The organism is Paenibacillus cymbidii, assembly GCF_004764705.1.
GTDB classification, from domain to species: domain Bacteria; phylum Bacillota; class Bacilli; order Paenibacillales; family NBRC-103111; genus Paenibacillus_AN; species Paenibacillus_AN cymbidii.
Genome location: NZ_SHLX01000010.1, coordinates 43,710 through 62,881, shown reverse-complemented (window position 1 = coordinate 62,881; position 19,172 = coordinate 43,710). Strand labels below are relative to the sequence as shown.

Annotated in this window: 15 protein-coding genes; 2 read left to right on the top strand and 13 right to left on the bottom strand. The window is 59.0% G+C overall.

Translation table 11 applies throughout. From position 1 onward, the window contains the following. Positions 1 to 4: 4 nt before the first annotated feature. From fumC to EXY20_RS15245, 5 genes are all read right to left on the bottom strand, one after another. Complete coding sequence (fumC, locus tag EXY20_RS15265; RefSeq protein WP_135552554.1) at positions 5 to 1,399, bottom strand: class II fumarate hydratase; 1,395 nt, start codon at positions 1,397 to 1,399, stop codon at positions 5 to 7. Positions 1,400 to 1,759: 360 nt separating this feature from the next. Further along, positions 1,760 to 2,866, bottom strand: coding sequence for a hypothetical protein (locus EXY20_RS15260; RefSeq protein ID WP_135552552.1), 1,107 nt, complete (start codon positions 2,864 to 2,866; stop codon positions 1,760 to 1,762). Positions 2,867 to 3,191: 325 nt separating this feature from the next. Beyond that, positions 3,192 to 4,604 (bottom strand): alpha-galactosidase, encoded by a 1,413-nt coding sequence (melA, locus tag EXY20_RS15255; RefSeq protein WP_135552550.1) that lies wholly within the window; start codon positions 4,602 to 4,604, stop codon positions 3,192 to 3,194. 32 nt (positions 4,605 to 4,636) lie between these two features. Next, positions 4,637 to 5,698 carry a Gfo/Idh/MocA family protein gene (locus tag EXY20_RS15250; RefSeq protein WP_135552548.1) on the bottom strand — a complete coding sequence of 354 codons (1,062 nt, stop codon included), beginning with the start codon at positions 5,696 to 5,698 and terminating at the stop codon, positions 4,637 to 4,639. A gap of 7 nt (positions 5,699 to 5,705) precedes the next feature. Continuing rightward, the gene (locus tag EXY20_RS15245) at positions 5,706 to 6,800 is read right to left on the bottom strand and encodes an FG-GAP repeat domain-containing protein (RefSeq protein ID WP_135552546.1); all 1,095 of its coding nucleotides are present in this window, start codon (positions 6,798 to 6,800) and stop codon (positions 5,706 to 5,708) included. A 405-nt stretch (positions 6,801 to 7,205) separates the two neighbouring features. On the opposite strand from EXY20_RS15245, the gene EXY20_RS15240 reads away from it, so the two are divergent. Together EXY20_RS15240 and EXY20_RS15235 are read left to right on the top strand one after the other, a co-directional pair. After that, the gene (locus EXY20_RS15240; protein WP_135552544.1) at positions 7,206 to 8,030 is read left to right on the top strand and encodes a helix-turn-helix transcriptional regulator; all 825 of its coding nucleotides are present in this window, start codon (positions 7,206 to 7,208) and stop codon (positions 8,028 to 8,030) included. A 380-nt stretch (positions 8,031 to 8,410) separates the two neighbouring features. After that, positions 8,411 to 9,070: a helix-turn-helix domain-containing protein gene (locus EXY20_RS15235; RefSeq protein WP_135552542.1), complete on the top strand. Its 660-nt coding sequence runs from the start codon at positions 8,411 to 8,413 to the stop codon at positions 9,068 to 9,070. Between the two features lie 99 nt (positions 9,071 to 9,169). Here EXY20_RS15235 and EXY20_RS15230 read toward each other — a convergent pair whose 3' ends face one another. The 8 genes from EXY20_RS15230 to EXY20_RS15195 all read right to left on the bottom strand — a co-directional run bounded on the left by EXY20_RS15230 (position 9,170) and on the right by EXY20_RS15195 (position 19,008). Further along, positions 9,170 to 10,138 (bottom strand): hypothetical protein, encoded by a 969-nt coding sequence (locus tag EXY20_RS15230; RefSeq protein ID WP_135552539.1) that lies wholly within the window; start codon positions 10,136 to 10,138, stop codon positions 9,170 to 9,172. 51 nt (positions 10,139 to 10,189) lie between these two features. Continuing rightward, on the bottom strand, positions 10,190 to 11,659 hold the full coding sequence (locus EXY20_RS15225) for a hypothetical protein (RefSeq protein ID WP_135552537.1): 1,470 nt from the start codon (positions 11,657 to 11,659) through the stop codon (positions 10,190 to 10,192). Positions 11,660 to 11,681: 22 nt separating this feature from the next. After that, on the bottom strand, positions 11,682 to 12,674 hold the full coding sequence (locus EXY20_RS15220; RefSeq protein ID WP_135552535.1) for a zinc-binding dehydrogenase: 993 nt from the start codon (positions 12,672 to 12,674) through the stop codon (positions 11,682 to 11,684). 22 nt (positions 12,675 to 12,696) lie between these two features. Next, a complete protein-coding gene (locus EXY20_RS15215; protein WP_167859247.1) occupies positions 12,697 to 13,776 on the bottom strand; it encodes an alcohol dehydrogenase catalytic domain-containing protein in 1,080 nt (359 codons plus the stop codon). A gap of 52 nt (positions 13,777 to 13,828) precedes the next feature. Beyond that, complete coding sequence (locus EXY20_RS15210; protein ID WP_135552531.1) at positions 13,829 to 15,472, bottom strand: SGNH/GDSL hydrolase family protein; 1,644 nt, start codon at positions 15,470 to 15,472, stop codon at positions 13,829 to 13,831. Between the two features lie 22 nt (positions 15,473 to 15,494). After that, positions 15,495 to 16,367 (bottom strand): carbohydrate ABC transporter permease, encoded by an 873-nt coding sequence (locus tag EXY20_RS15205; RefSeq protein WP_135552528.1) that lies wholly within the window; start codon positions 16,365 to 16,367, stop codon positions 15,495 to 15,497. A 1-nt stretch (position 16,368) separates the two neighbouring features. Further along, complete coding sequence (locus tag EXY20_RS15200) at positions 16,369 to 17,334, bottom strand: ABC transporter permease (RefSeq protein WP_235885943.1); 966 nt, start codon at positions 17,332 to 17,334, stop codon at positions 16,369 to 16,371. A gap of 90 nt (positions 17,335 to 17,424) precedes the next feature. Further along, positions 17,425 to 19,008, bottom strand: a complete 1,584-nt coding sequence (locus EXY20_RS15195) for a type 2 periplasmic-binding domain-containing protein (protein WP_135552525.1) — start codon at positions 19,006 to 19,008, stop codon at positions 17,425 to 17,427. Positions 19,009 to 19,172: the final 164 nt, after the last annotated feature.

Here is a 19,172-nt window from a genome sequence, read left to right as displayed (position 1 = left end):
CGGTTTACTCGTGCGGCGCGATCATCTGCTCCGGCCGTACCGCGGCGTCGAACTGTTCGCCGCTCAGCAGCCCGGAGCGGATCGCCGCTTCCCGCAGCGTCAGCTTCTCGCTGTGGGCGAGTTTGGCGATCCGCGCCGCGTTGTCGTAGCCGATGTGCGGATTAAGCGCGGTCACCAGCATCAGCGAATTGTGCAAATGGCGGGCGATCGCGTCCTCGTTCGGCTCGATGCCAACGGCGCAGTGGTCGTTGAACGACTGCATCGCATCGGCCAACAGGCCCGCCGACTGCAGGAAATTGTAGGCGATGACCGGTTTGAACACATTCAGTTCAAAATTGCCCTGGCTGGCTGCAAAGCCGAGCGACGCGTCGTTGCCCATCACCTGGCAGACAACCATCGTCAGCGCCTCGCTTTGCGTCGGGTTCACCTTGCCTGGCATGATCGAACTCCCCGGCTCGTTGGCCGGAATCGTCAACTCGCCGATGCCGCTGCGCGGGCCGCTGGCCAGCCAGCGCACGTCGTTGGCGATTTTCATCAAATCGGCGGCGAGCGCCTTCAGCGCGCCGTGCGCGAACACCAGCTGGTCGTGGCTTGTCAGCGCATGGAACTTGTTCGCGGCCGACACGAACGGCAGCCCCGTTTCGCGCGCCAGCTCCTCGGCTGCGGTATCGCCGAAGCGGGGATGCGCGTTGAGCCCGGTGCCGACGGCAGTGCCGCCAACGGCCAGCTCGAGCAGACCGTTCAGCGCGAATTGCAGCATTTTTTCGCTGTGGCGCAGCATGGCGTACCAGCCGCCGATCTCTTGGCCAAGCGTTAGCGGGGTTGCGTCCTGCAGGTGGGTGCGGCCGATCTTCACGATCGCCGCAAACGCCTCCGACTTGGCCTGCAGCGTTCTTGCCAGCGCCTCCAGCGCCGGCAGCACGCAGTCCCGCAGCGCCAGCGCCGCGGCGATATGCATCGCCGTCGGGAACGTGTCGTTCGAGCTTTGCGACCGGTTCACGTCATCGTTCGGGTGCACTCGCCGCTCGGCACCACGTTCTTGCAACAGCTGGTTCGCCCGACGGGCAACCACTTCGTTGACGTTCATGTTCGTTTGCGTGCCGCTTCCGGTCTGCCAGACGACGAGCGGGAAGTGCGCATCCCACTTGCCATCCGCTACTTCGGCCGCCGCCTGCGCAATCGCTTCCGCCGCTTCGGAGTCGAGCTGGCCGAGCCGCGCATTCGCCACGGCCGCCGCCTTCTTCAGCAGCGCCAGCGAGCGCACGATCGCATCCGGCATCCGCTCTTTGCCGATGCGGAAATTTTCGCTGCTGCGCTGCGTTTGCGCGCCCCACAGCTTATCCGCGGGCACCTGGATGTCGCCCATCGAGTCCCGTTCCGTTCGGTATGCGTTGTCCATTGTATAACGCTCCTCTCGTATCCCTGTTTCACTCGGCTCTCTTCATTATATACACAGAAGAACGCCGAACGCTTACAGAGCTTCGCCGCGTTTAGCTTTCCCGCAACATGCGCCAAAGAACCGTCAGGCGATATCGCCTGACGGTCGTTTTGAAGAAGGAATGTATCCGGGGCATAATTTTCGTATCTACGGCGTTGCCGACGGTGCGCGAGCCCTCCGCGGAGCATTTAGCGCAGGTTTCCTAAGTCATGTTAAGCCTGGAGCATCGATTGGTCTTCAAATAAGAGAGAGTGGATTTCGCCGATTACCAGCTGATTCTTTATGACAGGCAATGTTTATTGACGAAACTTCGCCTTAGTTTTATGTATTCCATTTCGCTTTGGCGTTATTCGGAGAAGGCTGAGGTCCGGAATTTCCATTTGATTTCAGCTTGCTAATATCGATATCGATCTGAGCAAGTTCTACATACTTGATTAACGATTGATTGGCTTGATTCTGCAGATCTGCTGCCTGATGTTCTTTTTCGATTTTCTTCTTCAGTTCGTCTTCCGCTTTTACCGCGTATTCTAGCGCATAGTTGTAATACAACCGTTTCGTCGAAGTGAATACGGCCGCATCGCCTTCATCCCGGTATTTGGCCATTGTCTTGTTATCTTCCTCGAAACTTGCTGCCGCTACTAGCGAATCCAAATAAGCACTGTTGGCTGCTTTCATTTGAGAAAAATATGAGCCGCGGTAGGATAACGCCTCGATAAAAATTTCTTGTGCATCTTTTAGCTTGGTATGAACGACGATACCTAACAGTTCGTCGTTTATCGCAGCATTTCGTTTGGTCAAATCGTCCGCCTTTTTGTCTATGTCGCCAATGGTCATATTTTGTGTGAGTAAAAGTTTGATTTCATTGTCGATGTTTGTGCTCTTTTGCAAAACACCTTGTATTTTATCCAGATCGGCAGAAACGGTTTTCAAATCTGAAATCGAGCTATCGACATCAAGGGATGCATACGCTTTTCGATCATTATCCGATATATTATCGTATTTCTCGGCAAAGTTAAGCGAGTCCATTCGTTTGTCGAAATTGCTGCTGTTCATGAGATTTCGATAATACGATATCGTCGATTTTAAATTTCTTTGTTCCGATGGCCCATCTTTCATGTGCGAGACGAATGTTTTCGCATCCTCGAAAATCAACTGATATTGTTGGTTATAGTCGTTCAGAAGCAATGCGTACTTTTTCTTTTCTTCATGATGGTAAAGAAATAGCAACGTGCAAATTGCAAGAAGCAAAAACAAGGCAGAGCTTCCGATTACAATCGATTTTTTAGACATCGTATGGCGCGTCTTTTCCTGTGTTTCCGTTTCGGCAAGTGACGTGCCACGATCAACCTCTTGTAAGTCATCATCCTGATGATCGTTCAATCGAACGGATTGTGCCTGATTTGGTTGCGGATCAATATCGCGTTCCAACTTTGTACCCCCAATTTATGATCGTCGACTAGCAGCATCGTTGCATCCAGCTACGACCATTAAAGTAAGAATAAAGACCTGCGCCCATTGTATCATTTTTTTACATTCTGTGACATATAATTGCACCTGGGAATCGGAAAATGACACTCGAAGAACGGTCATTAATGCAAAAACCGGCTCCCCGTTTGTTGCTGCGCAGCTTGATTTGAAATCAACGGCGTCGGGATCGAGCACTCGTTGGTATCCAAATCGAAGCTGGAGAACAAAAGGAGCCGGTTCCCATTATGCGGATGACGTGCAATAACCGAACGAAGTCGATTGGCGCTTACTGCGCCAGCTCGCCGAAGCGGGAAAAAATCGCCAGCGCCGGATCGATCGGCACGTCGGCCCGTTTCACGTCGGCCGGTATATGGATCGTCGGCGTCGGGCGAGGCAGCCTGCCGCCGAACAGCGGCAGCCACTCCCGCTGCGCCTGCAGCATCTCCGTCGCCATATCGCGAATTTCCTTCAGCGTCAGCACGGCCGACGTAAGCGGATCGAGCGCGCAAGCCTGCACAACCGCTTCCGGGTCGCCGCTCTTCGCCGCCAGCACCGCAAGCCGCTGCACGTTGATGTTCGTCAGGTTGAGCGCCGCGCACTGCGGCGGCAATTCGCCGACGAGCGTGCGATGCAGGCCGGTTCGGTCGGCGTAGATCGGCCCTTCCGCGCAGCAATCCGCCGGCAGGTTGGCGATCATGCCGTCGTTCCGCACGTTGCCGTTGAACGTGAAGGTGCGGCCGGTTTCCAGCGCTTCGATAATATAGGCGCAGTATTCCACGCTGCGCGGCGGCAGCGTTGCCGGCTCGCCGGCAAGAATGTCCTGCTCCTTGTACTTGTTCGCCACATAGGTGCACCACGAATAGTAAGCGCCGGATTCGCCCCCGAACGACGGTTCGTCGCAGTACAGGCCGAGCGCCTGCGAGCTTTTGCGGAACCAGGGCACGTATTCGGACAAATGTCCCGTCGACTCCGTCATGAAATAGCCGAAATGACGGAACACCTCGCCGCGCACTTTTTCGTTCACGTAAAACTCGGGCTGTTCGAACTTCTCGCGCAGCAGCGGATACAAGTCGCGGCCGTTGTGCTCGATCCGCAAAAACCAGCCCATATGGTTAATGCCGGCGCTGACGTAATCGATCTCCCGTTTCGGCACGCCGACGTAGCCGGAGATAAGGTCGAGCGTCGTTTGCACGCCGTGGCACAACCCGACGAATTTGACTTTCGTTTCGCCGAGCGCCCAACCAATCATCGCCATCGGGTTCACGTAGTTGAGCAGCGTCGCGTTCGGACACAGCTCCTCCATGTCGCGGGCCACCTCCAGCACGACCGGAATGCTGCGCAGCGCGCGGAAAATCCCGCCCGGCCCGAGCGTATCGCCGATGCACTGGTCGACGCCGTATTTGAGCGGAATGCGGTAATCGAGCTCAAACGCCGACACGCCGCCGACCTGGAACGAACAAATGACGTAGTTCGCGCCCCGCAGCGCATCCCGCCGGTCGGTGGTGACCGTCACTTTCGCTTTCAGCCCGTTAGCATCGATCACCCGGTTCGCATATGCCGCCACCTGGCTCGTCTTCGTCGTCGACGGCGCCATCAGCACGAATTCCGTCTCCTCCAGCGCAGGCGTTGCCATGATGTCGAGCAGAAGCGTTTTGCAAAATACGATGCTGCCCGCTCCGATGATAGCGACTCTTCTCATGTGCGTTTCCTCCTTTTTTGCTACAATTCCGTTTAGTAGCAGTTGTATTGCTGCTGCATGAACCGAATGTAGTCGCGCGCCAGCTTCAAATCCTCCAGCGCCTCCTTCGCTTCGCAAGGCGCCTTGCGCTCGCCGCGAATCGCCGCGAGAAAATTGCGCGCCTGACTGCGCATCGCCGCTTCGTTAGGCAGCACCGGCTGCGTATAGGTTGGCGGGTTCGTACCGTCGTCGCGCATAACCGTAACTTTGCCGGCGCGCTGGCGGGCGAGTGGAGGCGGCAGTTCGACTTTGACGAACCCTTTCTCGAAGGCGACGAGCAGCGTTTCGTGCCATTCGATCGTCGTACGGTAAGCTTCCATCTCCAGTGTGACGCAGACGCCGCTGTCGCTTTCGCCGGCAAGCAGCACGCCCGAACGGTCGCCGAACGTCAGCCGGTACGATTCGCCGAGCAGGTAACGGATCGCGTTCACCTGATGAATATAGTAGTTGACAAATATGTCGTACGCTTTGCCGGCCGCTTCGCTGAATTCCGCCGGGTACGGCTCGAGCGTCGCGTTCGGCCGCGGCTCGCCGGAGTCGAGATTGCGGTCCATCCCGCCGATCCAGTCGCCGGGCGGCATCGACACGCGGATGTAGCGGAGCGCGCCCATTTCGCCGGACAGCTTCCATTCGTCAACGACGCGTTTGGCGTACTGCATCGCCAGATCGGAGCGTTTGTGGTAGCCGACCATGTGCAGCGAGCCGTGCGCTTCGCCCAGCGCGACCAGCCGTTCCCCTTCTTCAACCGACAGACACAACGGCTTCTCCGTAAAAAAGGGCAATCCCGACCGGACCAAATCGGGCAAAAGCGATGCGTGAAGCCGGTAGCTTTGGGAAGCGATGACGCCGTCCAACTGCTCCCGCTCGATCATCTCGCGGTAATCCTCGTACACCTTGGGCACGCCGTAACGCGCCCCTACCAGCTTGGCCTGCTGCGGACGCGGCTCCGACAGCGCCACGACCTCACATTCCTCTGTCAGCACGTTGTAATTGTTCAAATGCGCCATTTGCCCCATGCCGCCAACGCCGGCGAAGCCGATTCTCAGCTTTTTCATCGTACGGTTACCCCTCTGTCCCCAAATTTTCAAACCAATACAGGCCGTCCTTGCCTGGCGCCACAATGTCCGGGTACCCGTTGCCGGTGATGTCCTGCACCCAGAAATAGATCCCGCAGCCCGACGCCTCGCCCGCCGGACCGAAGTCGATGACGTGTTTTTCGAAGCGGCCGCCGGCGATTTTATAATAGTAGATGCCGATCGGGTCGTGAGCGCCGGGGTCGCCGTCGTTGTGCGCGCGGTAGCGTTTGCCGGTAACGAGCTCAAGCTCGCCGTCGCCGTCGAGGTCGACCAACTGCATATCGTGAAATTGCGAGCCGGACATGTCGATGTCGTGCCGCGTCCAGGTGCGGTTGCCTTGTTCGTCCCGGCCCTGCTCCAGCCAGTACAGGCCATAGTCGTGGCCCATGCCGTAGATCAGGTCGATCAGGCCGTCGCCGTTTACGTCGATGCCGAGAATTGGAATCGAAGCGGAGCCAAGCTGAAAGTCGGGATGAAATTGCCATGGCGTCTGATACGGGTCTTCGGGCTGTTCGAACCAGCCGCAGTTGATGACGATATCCATTTTGCCGTTGCCGGTGATGTCGACGAGCCCCATGCCGTGGCCGTGTTCGCCACTGCCGACGACGATTTTGCGGAAGCCGGGTTGGCCCGTGCCGTCCAGGTCGCGCTCCAGCTTGAAGAAGCTTGGTGTCTTCGTTGTTTCATTAGGGAACACCTCGGGCACTCCGCAGCCGTCGATATCGCAGAAGCGCAGCGTCTCCGTGTTGATCAGTTCGCCGCAGGCGAACGTTTGCCATTCCCCGCCGGCCTTGCCGGGGTTGCGCCGCCAGTGCAGCGCCTTGCTCCAGTAGGAGGCGGTCACGATGTCAAGATAACCGTCGCCGTCCACGTCGATCGGGTAGTCGGAGAAATCGTCGTGATACTCGCCGATTTCCGCCACGTCGCAGATTAGGTGCTTGCGGGTAAAATCCGGCCCCTCGTACCAGAACGCACCGCTGACGATATCGAGCACGCCGTCGTTGTTGACGTCGAACACGGAGCATGCCTCGAACTTCGTGTCGTCGATTTTGTGCTTGCGAAACGTGATGCCCGTACTCATGCGGGTTCAACTCCTTGATTGAAAATAGTGTGGCTCCATTGGAGAAACTTTTTGAGGATAAGCGAGCGCGTTCTTCTTCTATCGTAAACGAGACGGCTTGGTCCATGAATCCGCAAAACGGACGGATGCTGTCGGTTTTCGGCCAACATGGCGCGTTGTTGCAGGAGGCTGGCAACTGGCAGGCAGGTTGCGGCGGGCAGCTGGCGGGAAATTGACGGGCAACTGACGGTCAATCGACGGGCAATTTACGGGCAACTGATAGGCAGCTGACGGACAGCTGACGATCAAACTGACGAGCAACTGACGGGCAACTTGAGACAATCTGCGGAACGGGCAAAAGGCGTGGCAGCGTTTTCTCCAGGCGTGTTATACTGGTTTCAAAAGAGGCGGAAGAAGGAATAGGGCGTGCGGATTTCTTTCGAGTCGTTTGCGATCGGGTTGAATTCGTTCGGGCGGGTACAGCCGGACCCTCAATGGAGCATCCGGCCGCATTCCCATCTGAATCACGAAATTCATTTCGTGACCGAGGGCCGGGGCTGCAATTTGCTGGAGCGGGGCGAGCTCGATTTTTATCCCGATATCGTTTATGTGGCGCCACCGCACGAAATTCACGAGCAGCACTCGGACAAAACGATGCCACTCGGCCTATACTACGCCTTGTTCGTGTTGGAGATGCCCGAGCGGCGGGAGCCGTTCCCGCGCATTTATGCACCGCATCGTTTCCTCGCCTCCGATCTGGCGTCGATTCAACGCCGGATGGGCGAATCGAGCGTAAGCGGCCGGATGGCGGCGTTTCTGCAGCTGGGCGAGCTCATCTGCCGGGCGATCGAGCCGTATCTCGAGCCGGCTCCGCTCGTACGCGGCCGCGAAGAGCCGCAGCCGCCGATGGTGAAGGCGAACGATGTGCTGGCGAAAGCGATCGCCTACATCCAGAACCGCTTCCTGCATAATCCGAGCGTTCAGGAAGTGGCGGGCGCCGTGCATGTTTCCGAACGCCATCTGTCGCGGCTGTTCCGCGAGCAGTTGGGGGTGTCGGCGCACGAGGTGACGCAGCGGGAGCGGTTCCAGTGGGCGGCAGCCGAGCTCGCGCACTCCGCCTCGCCCGTGCAGGAAATCGCCGAGCGGCTCGGCTTTACGTCCATGGCGTATTTCAGCCAATGGTTCAAGCGGTTTACCGGCCTTGCGCCGACGGAGTATCGCGGGAAGCGGGCCAGGTTGGAGAGGCGGTAGCGCTGTTGCCAGGCAAGAAGCGGCGTTTCCGCAAGTGGCCCGCGAAATAAGGCTGTTTTCAGCCTTACAACGGCTTTTCCGCGAGCGGGCCGCGAAATAAGGCTGATTTCTGCCTTACAGCCGCGTTTCCGCGAGCGGACCGCGAAGTAAGGCTGATTTCTGCCTTACAGCGGTGTTTCCGCGAGCGGACCGCGAAGTAAGGCTGATTTCTGCCTTACAACGGCACCATTCGTATATTTTGCTAGACAGAATCCCATACAGCCCATATAATGGGAATATCAATAAATGATACACGCGTGAAGCACACGCCGTTTGCCCCCGAATGGGGGTAAACGGCTTTTTTTGTGAACATGCGCCAATATGCCGGAGGAGGAAAAGTTGTGTTCGATCAGGAGTTTGCGAAGTTTTTGGAGCAGCAGATGCGCGAAGCGTCGGGGCAGCGGTTGGAATTGTTGAAACGGGACAAAACCGGCGAAAAAAAACTGTTTGAAGCGGTGCTGTGGCCCGTCTTGAAGTCGTTCGACGGCATTCGGATGGAGCACGAACTGATTAGCATCACGGGGGTAAAAATTTATCTCGACACGTTCATTTCGCAGTTCGGAATCATAAGTGAGTGCGACGGCTTTGTCCCTCATGCGGAAATGATGACGCGTGAACGGTTCATGTTCGAGCGCATGCGAATGCGCACCATCGCGCTGTACGGATACACCTACCTCCCTTTCAGCAAAGACGAGCTCGACAAACAACCGGAGATGTGTCGACGCTCGCTTTATGAGTGGATCGGGAGATTCGGCGGCGGCATTGGCGGCGGGCTGGCCGCTCTATCCGCTAACGAACGCGAACTGCTCCGGTTCGCCATCCGGGCGAATCGGCCGTTTCGGCTGCGGGATGCGAGAGACTACTTGCTAATCGGCAAAATCGCGATAGTAAACGCAGCAAAGAAGCTAATTGCGATGAAGCTGCTGCATCCTTGCGGGATTTCTCCTCAGCGACAACATTACTACATAGCCGATGAACAAGCTTATCGCTTTTTAAAATGATTCGGCCGGCGGCTGCCGACCAGCACGTCACACGCGCCCACACCCGCCCCGCGCGCCCAACAACAATCGGCCCCGCAACCCGTGCAGGGCCGAACCGGCTTACTTCACGAACCAGCGCATGGCGAAACGTCCTTTTTTGCGGCGGTAACGGAGCGTGTACGGGTCCAGCAGCAGCATATCGGCATAGCCGTCCGTACGCGGCATGAGCCAGCCGTAGTCCCAGTTGCCGCTGCGGTAACGCAACGGCACGGAAGGCCGCACCCGCACGATCGGATGCGTCTCCCCCAGAAACAGCTTCGACTCCGTATAATAATACGTAAACCCAACTTGCACAAATACTTCATGCTCCAACTCCGGCATACCCCGGTCGTCAGCCAACTCCGGCATACCCCGTTCTTCAGCCAACCTCGAAACGTCCCGTTCACCAGCCAAATCCGGGTCCGCGCATACGCCGCGAAGGCCGACTTTCACTTCGCAGCCGGATTGAAAAGCGTCAACAAGCGTCGCAAGCGTTCCGCGAACAGCACGACCGTCGGCGTGGTGGGCATACACCTCCTGCCAGGCGTCGTTCACCCAGTAGCGGTACACATCAAAATCGTAGTTGAAATTGGAGCTTGGCGCGTTCGATTCGGCATCCCAACTGTCAAGCTGATGATAGTTCGGCATCTCGAGATGCGCGAACTGCGGCGACAGCCCTCTTGCTTCGGCGCGAGGAGGAGCGACGCCATCCAGATACGGACGCGCGATCGCCTGTTGCCCGTCCTGGTTGTACAGGAACAGCGACAACGAAGGTCGGGAAGCAAACCCCTGCGGAATTTCCACGGGCTGGCGCAGCGTCATAAATCCGGCCACCCAACGATCGTCGATCATATAAGTCGTGCGGAACTCCGATACTTCCCGAACCAGCTCCCGGTTGTCCGACTGCGTATCGATATGCTCATGATGGCGAAAAGAAGTTTCAATCCGCAAATCGGCACCGCCGCGAATCGCATCGCAAAGCGCGGCCTCGCTGCCGGACACCCGCTCCCGCCCGCGATTCAGCTCCAGAGCGCATTTCCATTTTGTCATGACTTCGATCTCCTTCACCAAGTATCGTTGCCGTCTCTTCCTGCCGCCCCATCAATCGTGAAATTGAAACGAATACCAATCCGCGTCGCTCATGGTCGCTTCCATCCGTACCGGCCGCCCCGCCAGCGCCGCAAGCTCGCCGCCGTCGAACGAAACGTCGCGCGCGAGGCTGTCGCCGAACAGTTCGCCCGACTCCAGCACGGGGCCGCCGTCAACGCCGATCAGCCTGATCCGCACGAAGCCCGCAGCGGACGTCGCGAAGTTGATCGACAACCGGCTGCCTGCAAACACGAACGGCTTCGTCGCCATCAGCTGGGGCTTATAGGTGGCGCGAAAGGAAACGAAGCCGTCGATGCGAATCGTATACCGCCGCAGCTCGCTTGGCCGATTCGACCAGTGGCCGTCGAATGTGTACAGCGACAGCTCGTTCGGCGCATGCGGCAGCGCGCTCGGCGTTTCGATCATGCCAAGCGCCGGGTAACAATCGCCGTACACCCAGTTAATCTCCCGTTCCGGCCCCGGTGTCAGAAACGCTTCATCCCACCTGTTCCACCTCGCCCCGTCGCGCGAAGACATAAACAAACCATCCGTGACGGTCAACCCGTAGCGCGGATGTTGCTTCATCCGCTTGAGCCGGCTTTCTTTGCCCGCCAACTGCTCGAAATTCGGCGTCCACGCCGGCTTCTCCACATACCGCGACGGGAACCCGACATACATATGGTCCGCCCGGTAATACGGCTGCACGACGTTCGTGTACAGCGGATAGTCGTCGCCCCCGCCAAAATCGAGCCGCACCGGCACCGTCCACTGTTTGAAATCGGCGGACTCCATGACCCGCACATCGCGGATGCCGGCATTCAAATCTTCGCCCGGCACATCGTGGAAATCGCGCAAGTAGCATTTGTACCGACCGGTATGGCGATCCCAGAACGCGACGTTGAGCGTATCGAACTTGCCGCGGTTCGTCATCCGCCACGCCTTCGTGAAATGAATGCCGTCCGCGCTCGTAAAGCACCACAAATAATGATCGTCGGACCCCGCCTTGAAGCCGTCGATACCTACCCCTTTATAACGCTCTTCCGCCGGGCAAGCCGGATTCGTATCCTTGAATACCGAGAAATTGTCAAAACGGGCCGTATGCTGGTCGAGAATGATGTTGTTGTCCGTACTGCCGTCAAACTCGCAAATGCCGAGGTTCGGCTTGACCCAGTGCAAGCCGTCCTCGCTTTCGGCATAGCAAACGACAATCGGGAGTTTGCTCGCACTGACGCCGTCCGCGTCGAACATGCTCCAGCCCAAGTAATACATCCGGTAGAAGCCGTCTTCCTTCACGATATTGTGAAAATCGCACCCGTCGCCCTCCCACGGCGCGTCGTGCCGCAGCACCACTTCGCCAGGCGTCGGACCGTGCAACCGCAGCTGCGCCGTCGTTCGTTCCGTATCGATCAAATGGTCGTCCCACAACAATTCGCGTTTTCCGCCAATCCATACCGCTTCCGCCATGTCCGTGTCCATGTTCATGTCCTTTCCCGCCCTTCAACCGTTATCGCCACGCTAAAATAACGCCCAACGCCGCTTCCTTTTTGCCGGCGATCAAGTCCCACGCCTCCGCCGCCCGGCTCGCCGGAAAGCGGTGCGTAATCAGTTCTCCCGTCCGCAGCCATCCGGCGCGAACTCCTTCGAGCGTGCAATCCATCCGCTCCTTCGTCCAGCCCGACGGCGTATGCAGCGTCAGCTCCTTGCCGCGCATACGCTGGATGTCGATACTTCCGCGTTCGCCGAGGAAGCCGGCCGACACGAGATGGCCGTTGTGGCGCAGCGCCGGCCATAGTCGTTCGACCGTCTCCATATCGCCGACGGTATCGACCAGCACGGACACGGAAGCGTCGGCCAGCTTCGCCGCCACTACCCCGTCCGTCATCCGCCGCGTATTGACGGCGTCAATACCGGCCGGCAAATACCGCAGCCGTTCGTCGTGACGTCCCAGCACAACGGTTTCCGCTCCGCGGTGCCGCAGCGTTTGTGCCGCCCACTGGCCGACGAGCCCGTCGCCGATGACGACCGCACGTTCGCCCGGCGCAAGCGGCGGCCGGCTGCCGCAGTTGAAGCCGACCTGCGTCAGCACAAGGCCGGCATAATCGAGCGGATCGGCGCCCTTCGGCAGCTTCCACACCTGGTCGGCGTCGGTGACGGCCGGACTGACGTGCCCGCCTGCGGGAGCGAACATCCGCGACACTTTGCTGACGGTGGCGAACACGCGGTCACCGACGCGCAGCCCGTCGACAGCGGCGCCGACCCATGCGACCGTCCCCGTCTTCTGATACCCCGCCACGATCGGGAACGGCCATGGACCGCCCTCCCGATAAGGCACCTCGCCCGCAATCCGTTCCCCGCGAAAATAGGACGATTCGGTGCCGATGCTGATCCACGAGAAGTCGACGTCGATCACGACGTCATTCGGGCCCGGCTCCGGCACTTCCACCTCGCGGAACACGGCGCGTTGCCGGTCTTCAAAAACGACAGCTTTCGCTTTCATTGGCCATTTCCACTTCCTCGTCTTATTGATCGCTTCCGGGGAGGAAGCATATTTTGATCGCTTCCTGCGAGCGCAGCAACCGCACGGCTTCGTCGTACGCTTCAAGCGGCAGCTCGCGGGTAAGCAGCGGACTCATATCCAGCTTGCCCGCAACAATAAGCGCCAGCGCATATTCGGCCGCCTCCCGCGAATGGCCGGGGTAGCCGACGACCGTCAAACCCGGGTGGTACAGCGGGTACGGATGCCGCTGCACGGCGAACAAGGCGACGGCTTCGTCGGTGCGGTCCATAATGCTTTGCACCGCGTCCGGGTAGCCGACACAGTCGACGGCGAGCTGCAGCGCGCCGCTTTGCCCGCGCAACGGCAGCACCACCGCTCCGTTGTCCGGCAATCCGCCTTCCGTCGCCGCACCTTCCGCCGCCCCGGCCGCCTCCGCCGCCGCCCCATCCAGCGGATCGCGTTCCGGCCGCTCCGCGCGCACGGCCGCCTGCGGCTCTACCGCCGCCGCTGCGCCGAGCCGAACCGCCAGCTCGCGACGCAGCGCGTTCGGATCGATGCCGACGACCTCCTTCGCCCCTTCCGCCAGCAGCATCTGCACGGCGATCAGCCCGGCCGGGCCGAGGCCGTTGACGCCGCATCGTTTGCCGGCGATGCCGACGGTCGCGGCAAGACGCATGACGGTGGCCGCCACACACATCGCCAGCTCCAGCGAAACAACCTTCGCATACGGCAGCCCGCTTGGCACCGGCAGCACATGACGTTCGTCCACAATCGCATACTCGGCATAACAGCCCGGCCGGTGATGCCCCTGGTCCTTCCACGCGCTGACCGTTTGCCCCGCAACCAGCGTGCAGTCCGCGCCCGTCCGGACGATCGTGCCGGTCATTTCGTGGCCGGGCTGGCCGGGCGCATAAGGATAGTCCACTTTCTCCTGATGCGCAAACATCGGCTTGCCGGCATAAATATGCAAATCCCACTGCGGGCAAGTGCTGACCGCCTTCACCTTCACCAGCAACTGGCCCGGTCCCGGCTCGGGAATCGGCGCCTCCCGCACCTCGGCCTGCCCGGGGCCTGCAATCTGCAGCACCTTCATAAGCTCCATGTCGCTCCCTCCTTGATCCCTCATCGCTTTTCCGATTGATGCGTCTGCATGCTTAACGCAGCGTTGCTGAATTCCCGCCAGTCAGCTTGCCCGTTAACCAACGGACGAACGCCTCCGCCGTCAGCCGGTCCCACGGCGTGCCGTCGATCGCAGTGCTCGAGTACGGATGGTTAATCATGTTCTCTTTCAACACGGTAAGAAAATACGTACCCAGCCGGTCCAATTCGCGAAAATAGTCGTACATCCCGACGAACAGCGCCCCTTGCTCCCGGGCCACCGCCCGGTGAATGCGGTAGACGCGTTCGAACTGCGCCGGATTGTAGCGGGGAATAAACATCGGATTGCCTCCGTTGCCGGCCAACAGGACGACAAGTGCATGCGGATTCCGGCCGCGCGTCCACTCCACGATTCCCGTCATCGCGGCATGGATCGCCTCGTCCTCGCAGCCGGTATCGTTGATCAAATATTCGACGAATACGATGTCGTACTCGTGTCCGAACGACTTCGTCCGCTGCACGCTGGCGAAACCGCGAACGGAGGAATGCCCGCCGTCGGACGGGTTGGACCAATGAACGGCCACCCCTGGCAACAGTTGCTGCAGCCGCTGTACGATCAGCAGCGTCCAGTCGCCGCCGTACGTTGTGCTTTCGCCGAGAAAACAAACGTGCAGCTCCGGCTTCGCGAGCAAACCGGCGCGCCAATCCGCCAAAGCGACGCCGTTCTCTTCGAATTTTACCCGGCTCAAAACGTTGTCCGCCGCCTGGGCGCCGCCGCGCAGATCCATAATGTTGGCCGGATACGTCCGCACCGTCACGCGCCTTGCCAGCGGATAAGCCGCCGTCCATTCCCGCCACGGCATCCTCACCCCCCAATAGACGGGGGTGCCATCGGCTTTTGCCACCGGCAAATCGAGCTCGCCGCTCTCCTCCAGGGCGGCGGCCAGCGCCCGTCCCGGTTCTTCGCCATAGGCGCAGCGGAGCGTACTGACGCGTATGTCCGCTCCGGTCGCGTCGATCTCGTACACGCGCGGCCGGTAATCCAGGTGCCGGCTTTCCCAATCGAGCCGCCCTTCGCCGCCCTCGTACACCGCATGGCAGCTGCGCGCATATACCGCCTCCGCCCCCCACGGCACAAAAACCGAGGCGAGCGCGACGCTTCCCGCCGGCGCCGGAGGCGGCTCCGGCAGCAGCAAATTCGTTTCGTCGCCGTAGCGCCAGGAGCCGGCGGCGACGCCGATCCGCCCTACTTCGTCCACATAAATCGTATGATAGCGGCACGTATACGCGTCGTAGTCCAGCAGCACCGTATCGCCTACCTTCAGACGACCGCCCGGTTTCGCTTTTACCGAACCCCAATAATCGTCCTGCACGTAATCCGCATCCGCCGCGTACGTCGTCAGTCCGTCAACCGACGTCACCCGCAGCGTGCCCGGCACCCGCATCTGATACGGCTTGAAGTTCGAGCCTCTGCGCCCGCTCCCGTCCCATCCGCAAGGCGACTTTTCTCCCTCGCGCTCCAGCGCGTAATAATGCCCGCGCAGCTGAAGCACCGGCGGCGGCGCCAGCGGCAGCCGCTCCACGCCCGCTATGTCAATACGCCGCCCGTTCGCCTCGATGGCGCCCGGCTGAACCGCAACCGCCATCCCCGGCGGCTCCGTTGGCGTCACCAGCAGCCCTTCCCGCCAAATCGCGTTCATTTACGCTCCTTCTCTCCATTCGTTATCCTTTGATCGAACCGACCAGCATGCCTTTGACAAAATACTTCTGGATGAACGGATACACGCACACGATCGGCAGCGCGGTAATCAAAGTGGCTGCCGCCTTTACGCTTTCCCGCGGCATCTTGATCATCCGGTCCAGCGCCTGCGACTGCCCGCCGTTGCTGGAGAAGTCGAGATTCGTGACGATCGCCTTGAGCACAAGCTGCAGCGGCCATTTCGCCTGCGAATTCAGAAACAGCGACGCGGCAAACCAGCTGTTCCAATGGCCGACCATATAGAACAGGCCGATCGTGGCGATCGAAGGAACCGACATCGGCAGCACGATCCACGCCAGAATCCGCAACTCGTTCGCGCCGTCGATCTGCGCGGACTCTTCGACCTCCGGGGGAATGTCCATGAAGAAGTTGCGCATCAGAAACATGTACCACGGGCTGATCAAGGCGGGAATAATCAGCGACCATAGCGAGTCGCGCAAGCCCAGATTGACGACAAGCAAGTAGTGCGGAATCAGGCCCCCGCTGAAAAACATTGTTGCCAGCACGAGCAGCGTCAGACCCGCGCGGTACGGCAGCTTTTTTTTCGACAGGCCGTAAGCCAGGCTGCACGTAAACACAAGACACAGGAATGTTCCGCCGGCGGTTACCGCCACGCTGACAAGCAGCCCTTTGTAAATAAATACGCTGTCCGCGAGCAAATAACGATAGGCGTAGAAGACGACTTCCTTCGGGATCAGCGTGTAGCCGTACCGCAGAATCGCGTCGTTCGACATCAGCGACTGGTTGATCAGCACGAGGAACGGAATGACGAACAGCAAGGAAATGAACGCCAGCAGCGCGCCGTTGACCCAATCGAACAGACGGCGTTTGGCCATGCTACCACACCCCTTCCTTGCCGAGCTTTTTGACGATCACGTTGGCGGTCAGCAGGAACAGCAGGCCGACTACGTTTTTGAACATGCCGATCGCCGCCGCGTACGAAAAGTTGCTGCTGAGCAGCCCTTCCCGGTACACGTAGGTGTCGATAATGTCGCCGACGCTGTAGACGGAAGGCGAGTACAGCAACAGCACCTGCTCGAAGCCGGCATTCAGAATGCCGCCGACGGCAAGCACGAACAGGATCGACACGATGTTGGCCATGCCCGGCAAGCTGATGTGCAGCATTTGCTGCAGCCGGTTCGCGCCGTCGATTCTCGCGCTTTCGTACAGCGCCGGGTCGATGCCGGCCAGCGCCGCCAAATAAACGATGCTGCCCCAGCCGACGCTCGCCCATACGTCGCTTGCCACCAGAATGCTGCGGAAGTAATCCGTTTCGCCGAGAAAACCGACCGGCTTGCCGCCCATGGCGGCGATGATCGCATTGATCGGGCCGGTCGTTTGCGACAGCAGCGCCATGACCATGCCGCCGATAATGACCCAGGACAGGAAGTGGGGCAAATAGGAAATCGTTTGCACCGTTTTTTTGAACTTGCCTTGCTTCACTTCATTCAGCATCAGCGCCAGGACGATCGGCGCCGGAAAACCGAACAGCAGCTTGTAGCCGCTGATGAGAAACGTATTTTGCAGCAGCCTGCCAAAATAATACGAATCGAAAAACGTACGGAAATGCTTCAGCCCTACCCAATCGGGGCGAACGATCATGTTCTCCAGGCCGCCGAACGGCTTGAAGTCCTGAAAGGCGATGACCACGCCGTACATCGGAACGTAGTAAAAGACGATAAAATACAGCAGTCCCGGCGCGATCAGCAAATAAAGAAACTTGTATTTCCGCATGTTGCGGACAAAGCCGCTCTTCTTCCGCGGGATCGTTCGCACCGACGCCGCCGCCAATTCGCTCTCCACCGTGCAACCCCCTTATTCGCTGATGGAATTGTCGGCATCGTCCCCCGTCAGGGCCGCTCAAGCGCCAGGGACGGGGGAACGGCCGGCGGATTACTTTTTGGCCGCTTTGAACTGCGCCGTACGGTCTTCGATCATTTGGGCGCCGCCGATGTCCTTCCACTTCTGCATGATTTTATCCCAGTCGGCAAGCGGCACTTCCCCGAGGAACACTTTCACTTTCTGCTCGCTCAAATACGTTTGCATATCGGTTTGCTTCGCGAATGATTTCCACGTCGACTTGTCGTAGACGACGTTTTTGTCGACAGCGTCGAAGCTGGGAAGCTTGCTCGACGCATTCAGCATTTTGGTGAACGTAATGTCGCTCCAGGAATTAACCGGCCACGGACCGGTGCCTTCCCATTTCATCGTGAACATGTTGTGCAAATAGTAATACTTGGCCTTTTGCCAATCCGTCTTGTCCTCGCCGACGTATTCGACCAGCCCGTTCGACAGCTTCGTATAGCTTTGGCCTTCGATGCCGATCGTGGTCAAATCATAGCCTTCGCGAGTGGCGGTGTAATCGAGAAATTTCATCGCGTTTTCCGGGTTTTTGCTCTTTTTGGCGATGACCGCGACGAACTGCGTTTTTGGCGTCGTCGCCAGCTTGTTGACCCCTTTGCCTTGCAGCACGACAGGTTCGTAATTCGCTTCCGGCACCGTTTTCGCCAGCACCTCGAGCGCCCCCGAGATCGTCGACGAATACCAGCCGCCAACCGAACCGATTTTATTTTGCGCGATCGCTTCGACTCGTTTGTCATTTTTCGATAAAATCATTTCCGGCCAAATGTACCCCTTCTTGCTCCATTCGATCAGCTTGGCCATCATGTCCTTGTAGGCCGGGTCCATCTCCGGCGGCAGCAGATTGCCTTGCCCGTCCTGCCACCAGTTCATCGCCTGCTTCAGGAAAAACGGCGCAAACGCTTTCTCCAAATCCTCGACTGTCCCCTGGCTGCCCGAATTGAGCGCGTACGTGTCCTTTTTCCCGTTCTTGTCCGGATCGCCGTTCACGAACGCGTCCATCACCTTTTCGTAATCCTCGATCGTTACGGGCATCGGCAAATTCACATTTTTCAGCCAATCGGTACGAATTTGCAAAATGTTGGGCGTCCGGTTCGGATAAAGCGACGGGATGCCAAGAATTTTGCCGTCCACCGTCACTTCCGCCCAAGCGTCAGCGTCGAAGTTTTTCTTCAGATTCGATCCGTACTTGTCGAGCAGGTCGTTTAGGGGCACGATCGCTCCGTTCTTGTACAGCTCGAGCGCCCTGTCGATCGATTGGAACGGAATAATGTCCAGTTGTTCCCCCGACGACAGCATCAAATTGACTTTCTGCGTTGCGGTTTCGCCCGTTGCCGGGAACACCGGCACCAGATCGGCTCCCGACTTCTCCTGCAGGATGTCGTGCACTTTCTTCTGCACGTCCGTCTGGCGGTCGTATACCGCCCACGGCGCAAGAAACACCAGCTTCACCGGCGCCTTCGCCGATTCGGCCGGCTTGGCCGATTGCCCCGGGCTCGCCGAACTTCCCGCCGCCGCTCCGTCTCCGGCCTTGCCGCCGCCGCTGCATGCCGCCGTTGCCGCCAGCACGGCGCATGCGAGCAAACCGCCCATCCTTTTTGCCAACTGCCTGCTCATACCGATCCCTCCCTGTTTTTGTCGCCTTGCAAGCCGCACGTTCCGTTCGCTTCGGCTCACACGTCCATCATGGGCGGACGACAGCGGCCGTTCAATCCTACAATTGTAAGAAACCGTAGCAATTACCGCGGCTGGCGGGGCAACAAAAGGAAGATGCGTAACAC

Excerpts from the sequence above, each read along its gene's own strand:
- EXY20_RS15220 (WP_135552535.1), bottom strand. The coding sequence starts at position 12,674 with ATGAAAGCGAAAGCTGTCGTTTTTGAAGACCGGCAACGCGCCGTGTTC.
- EXY20_RS15230 (WP_135552539.1), bottom strand. The coding sequence starts at position 10,138 with ATGACAAAATGGAAATGCGCTCTGGAGCTGAATCGCGGGCGGGAGCGG.
- EXY20_RS15215 (WP_167859247.1), bottom strand. The coding sequence starts at position 13,776 with ATGGAGCTTATGAAGGTGCTGCAGATTGCAGGCCCCGGGCAGGCCGAG.
- melA (WP_135552550.1), bottom strand. The coding sequence starts at position 4,604 with ATGAGAAGAGTCGCTATCATCGGAGCGGGCAGCATCGTATTTTGCAAA.
- EXY20_RS15250 (WP_135552548.1), bottom strand. The coding sequence starts at position 5,698 with ATGAAAAAGCTGAGAATCGGCTTCGCCGGCGTTGGCGGCATGGGGCAA.
- EXY20_RS15210 (WP_135552531.1), bottom strand. The coding sequence starts at position 15,472 with ATGAACGCGATTTGGCGGGAAGGGCTGCTGGTGACGCCAACGGAGCCG.
- EXY20_RS15195 (WP_135552525.1), bottom strand. The coding sequence starts at position 19,008 with ATGAGCAGGCAGTTGGCAAAAAGGATGGGCGGTTTGCTCGCATGCGCC.
- EXY20_RS15245 (WP_135552546.1), bottom strand. The coding sequence starts at position 6,800 with ATGAGTACGGGCATCACGTTTCGCAAGCACAAAATCGACGACACGAAG.
- EXY20_RS15225 (WP_135552537.1), bottom strand. The coding sequence starts at position 11,659 with ATGAACATGGACACGGACATGGCGGAAGCGGTATGGATTGGCGGAAAA.
- EXY20_RS15205 (WP_135552528.1), bottom strand. The coding sequence starts at position 16,367 with ATGGCCAAACGCCGTCTGTTCGATTGGGTCAACGGCGCGCTGCTGGCG.
- fumC (WP_135552554.1), bottom strand. The coding sequence starts at position 1,399 with ATGGACAACGCATACCGAACGGAACGGGACTCGATGGGCGACATCCAG.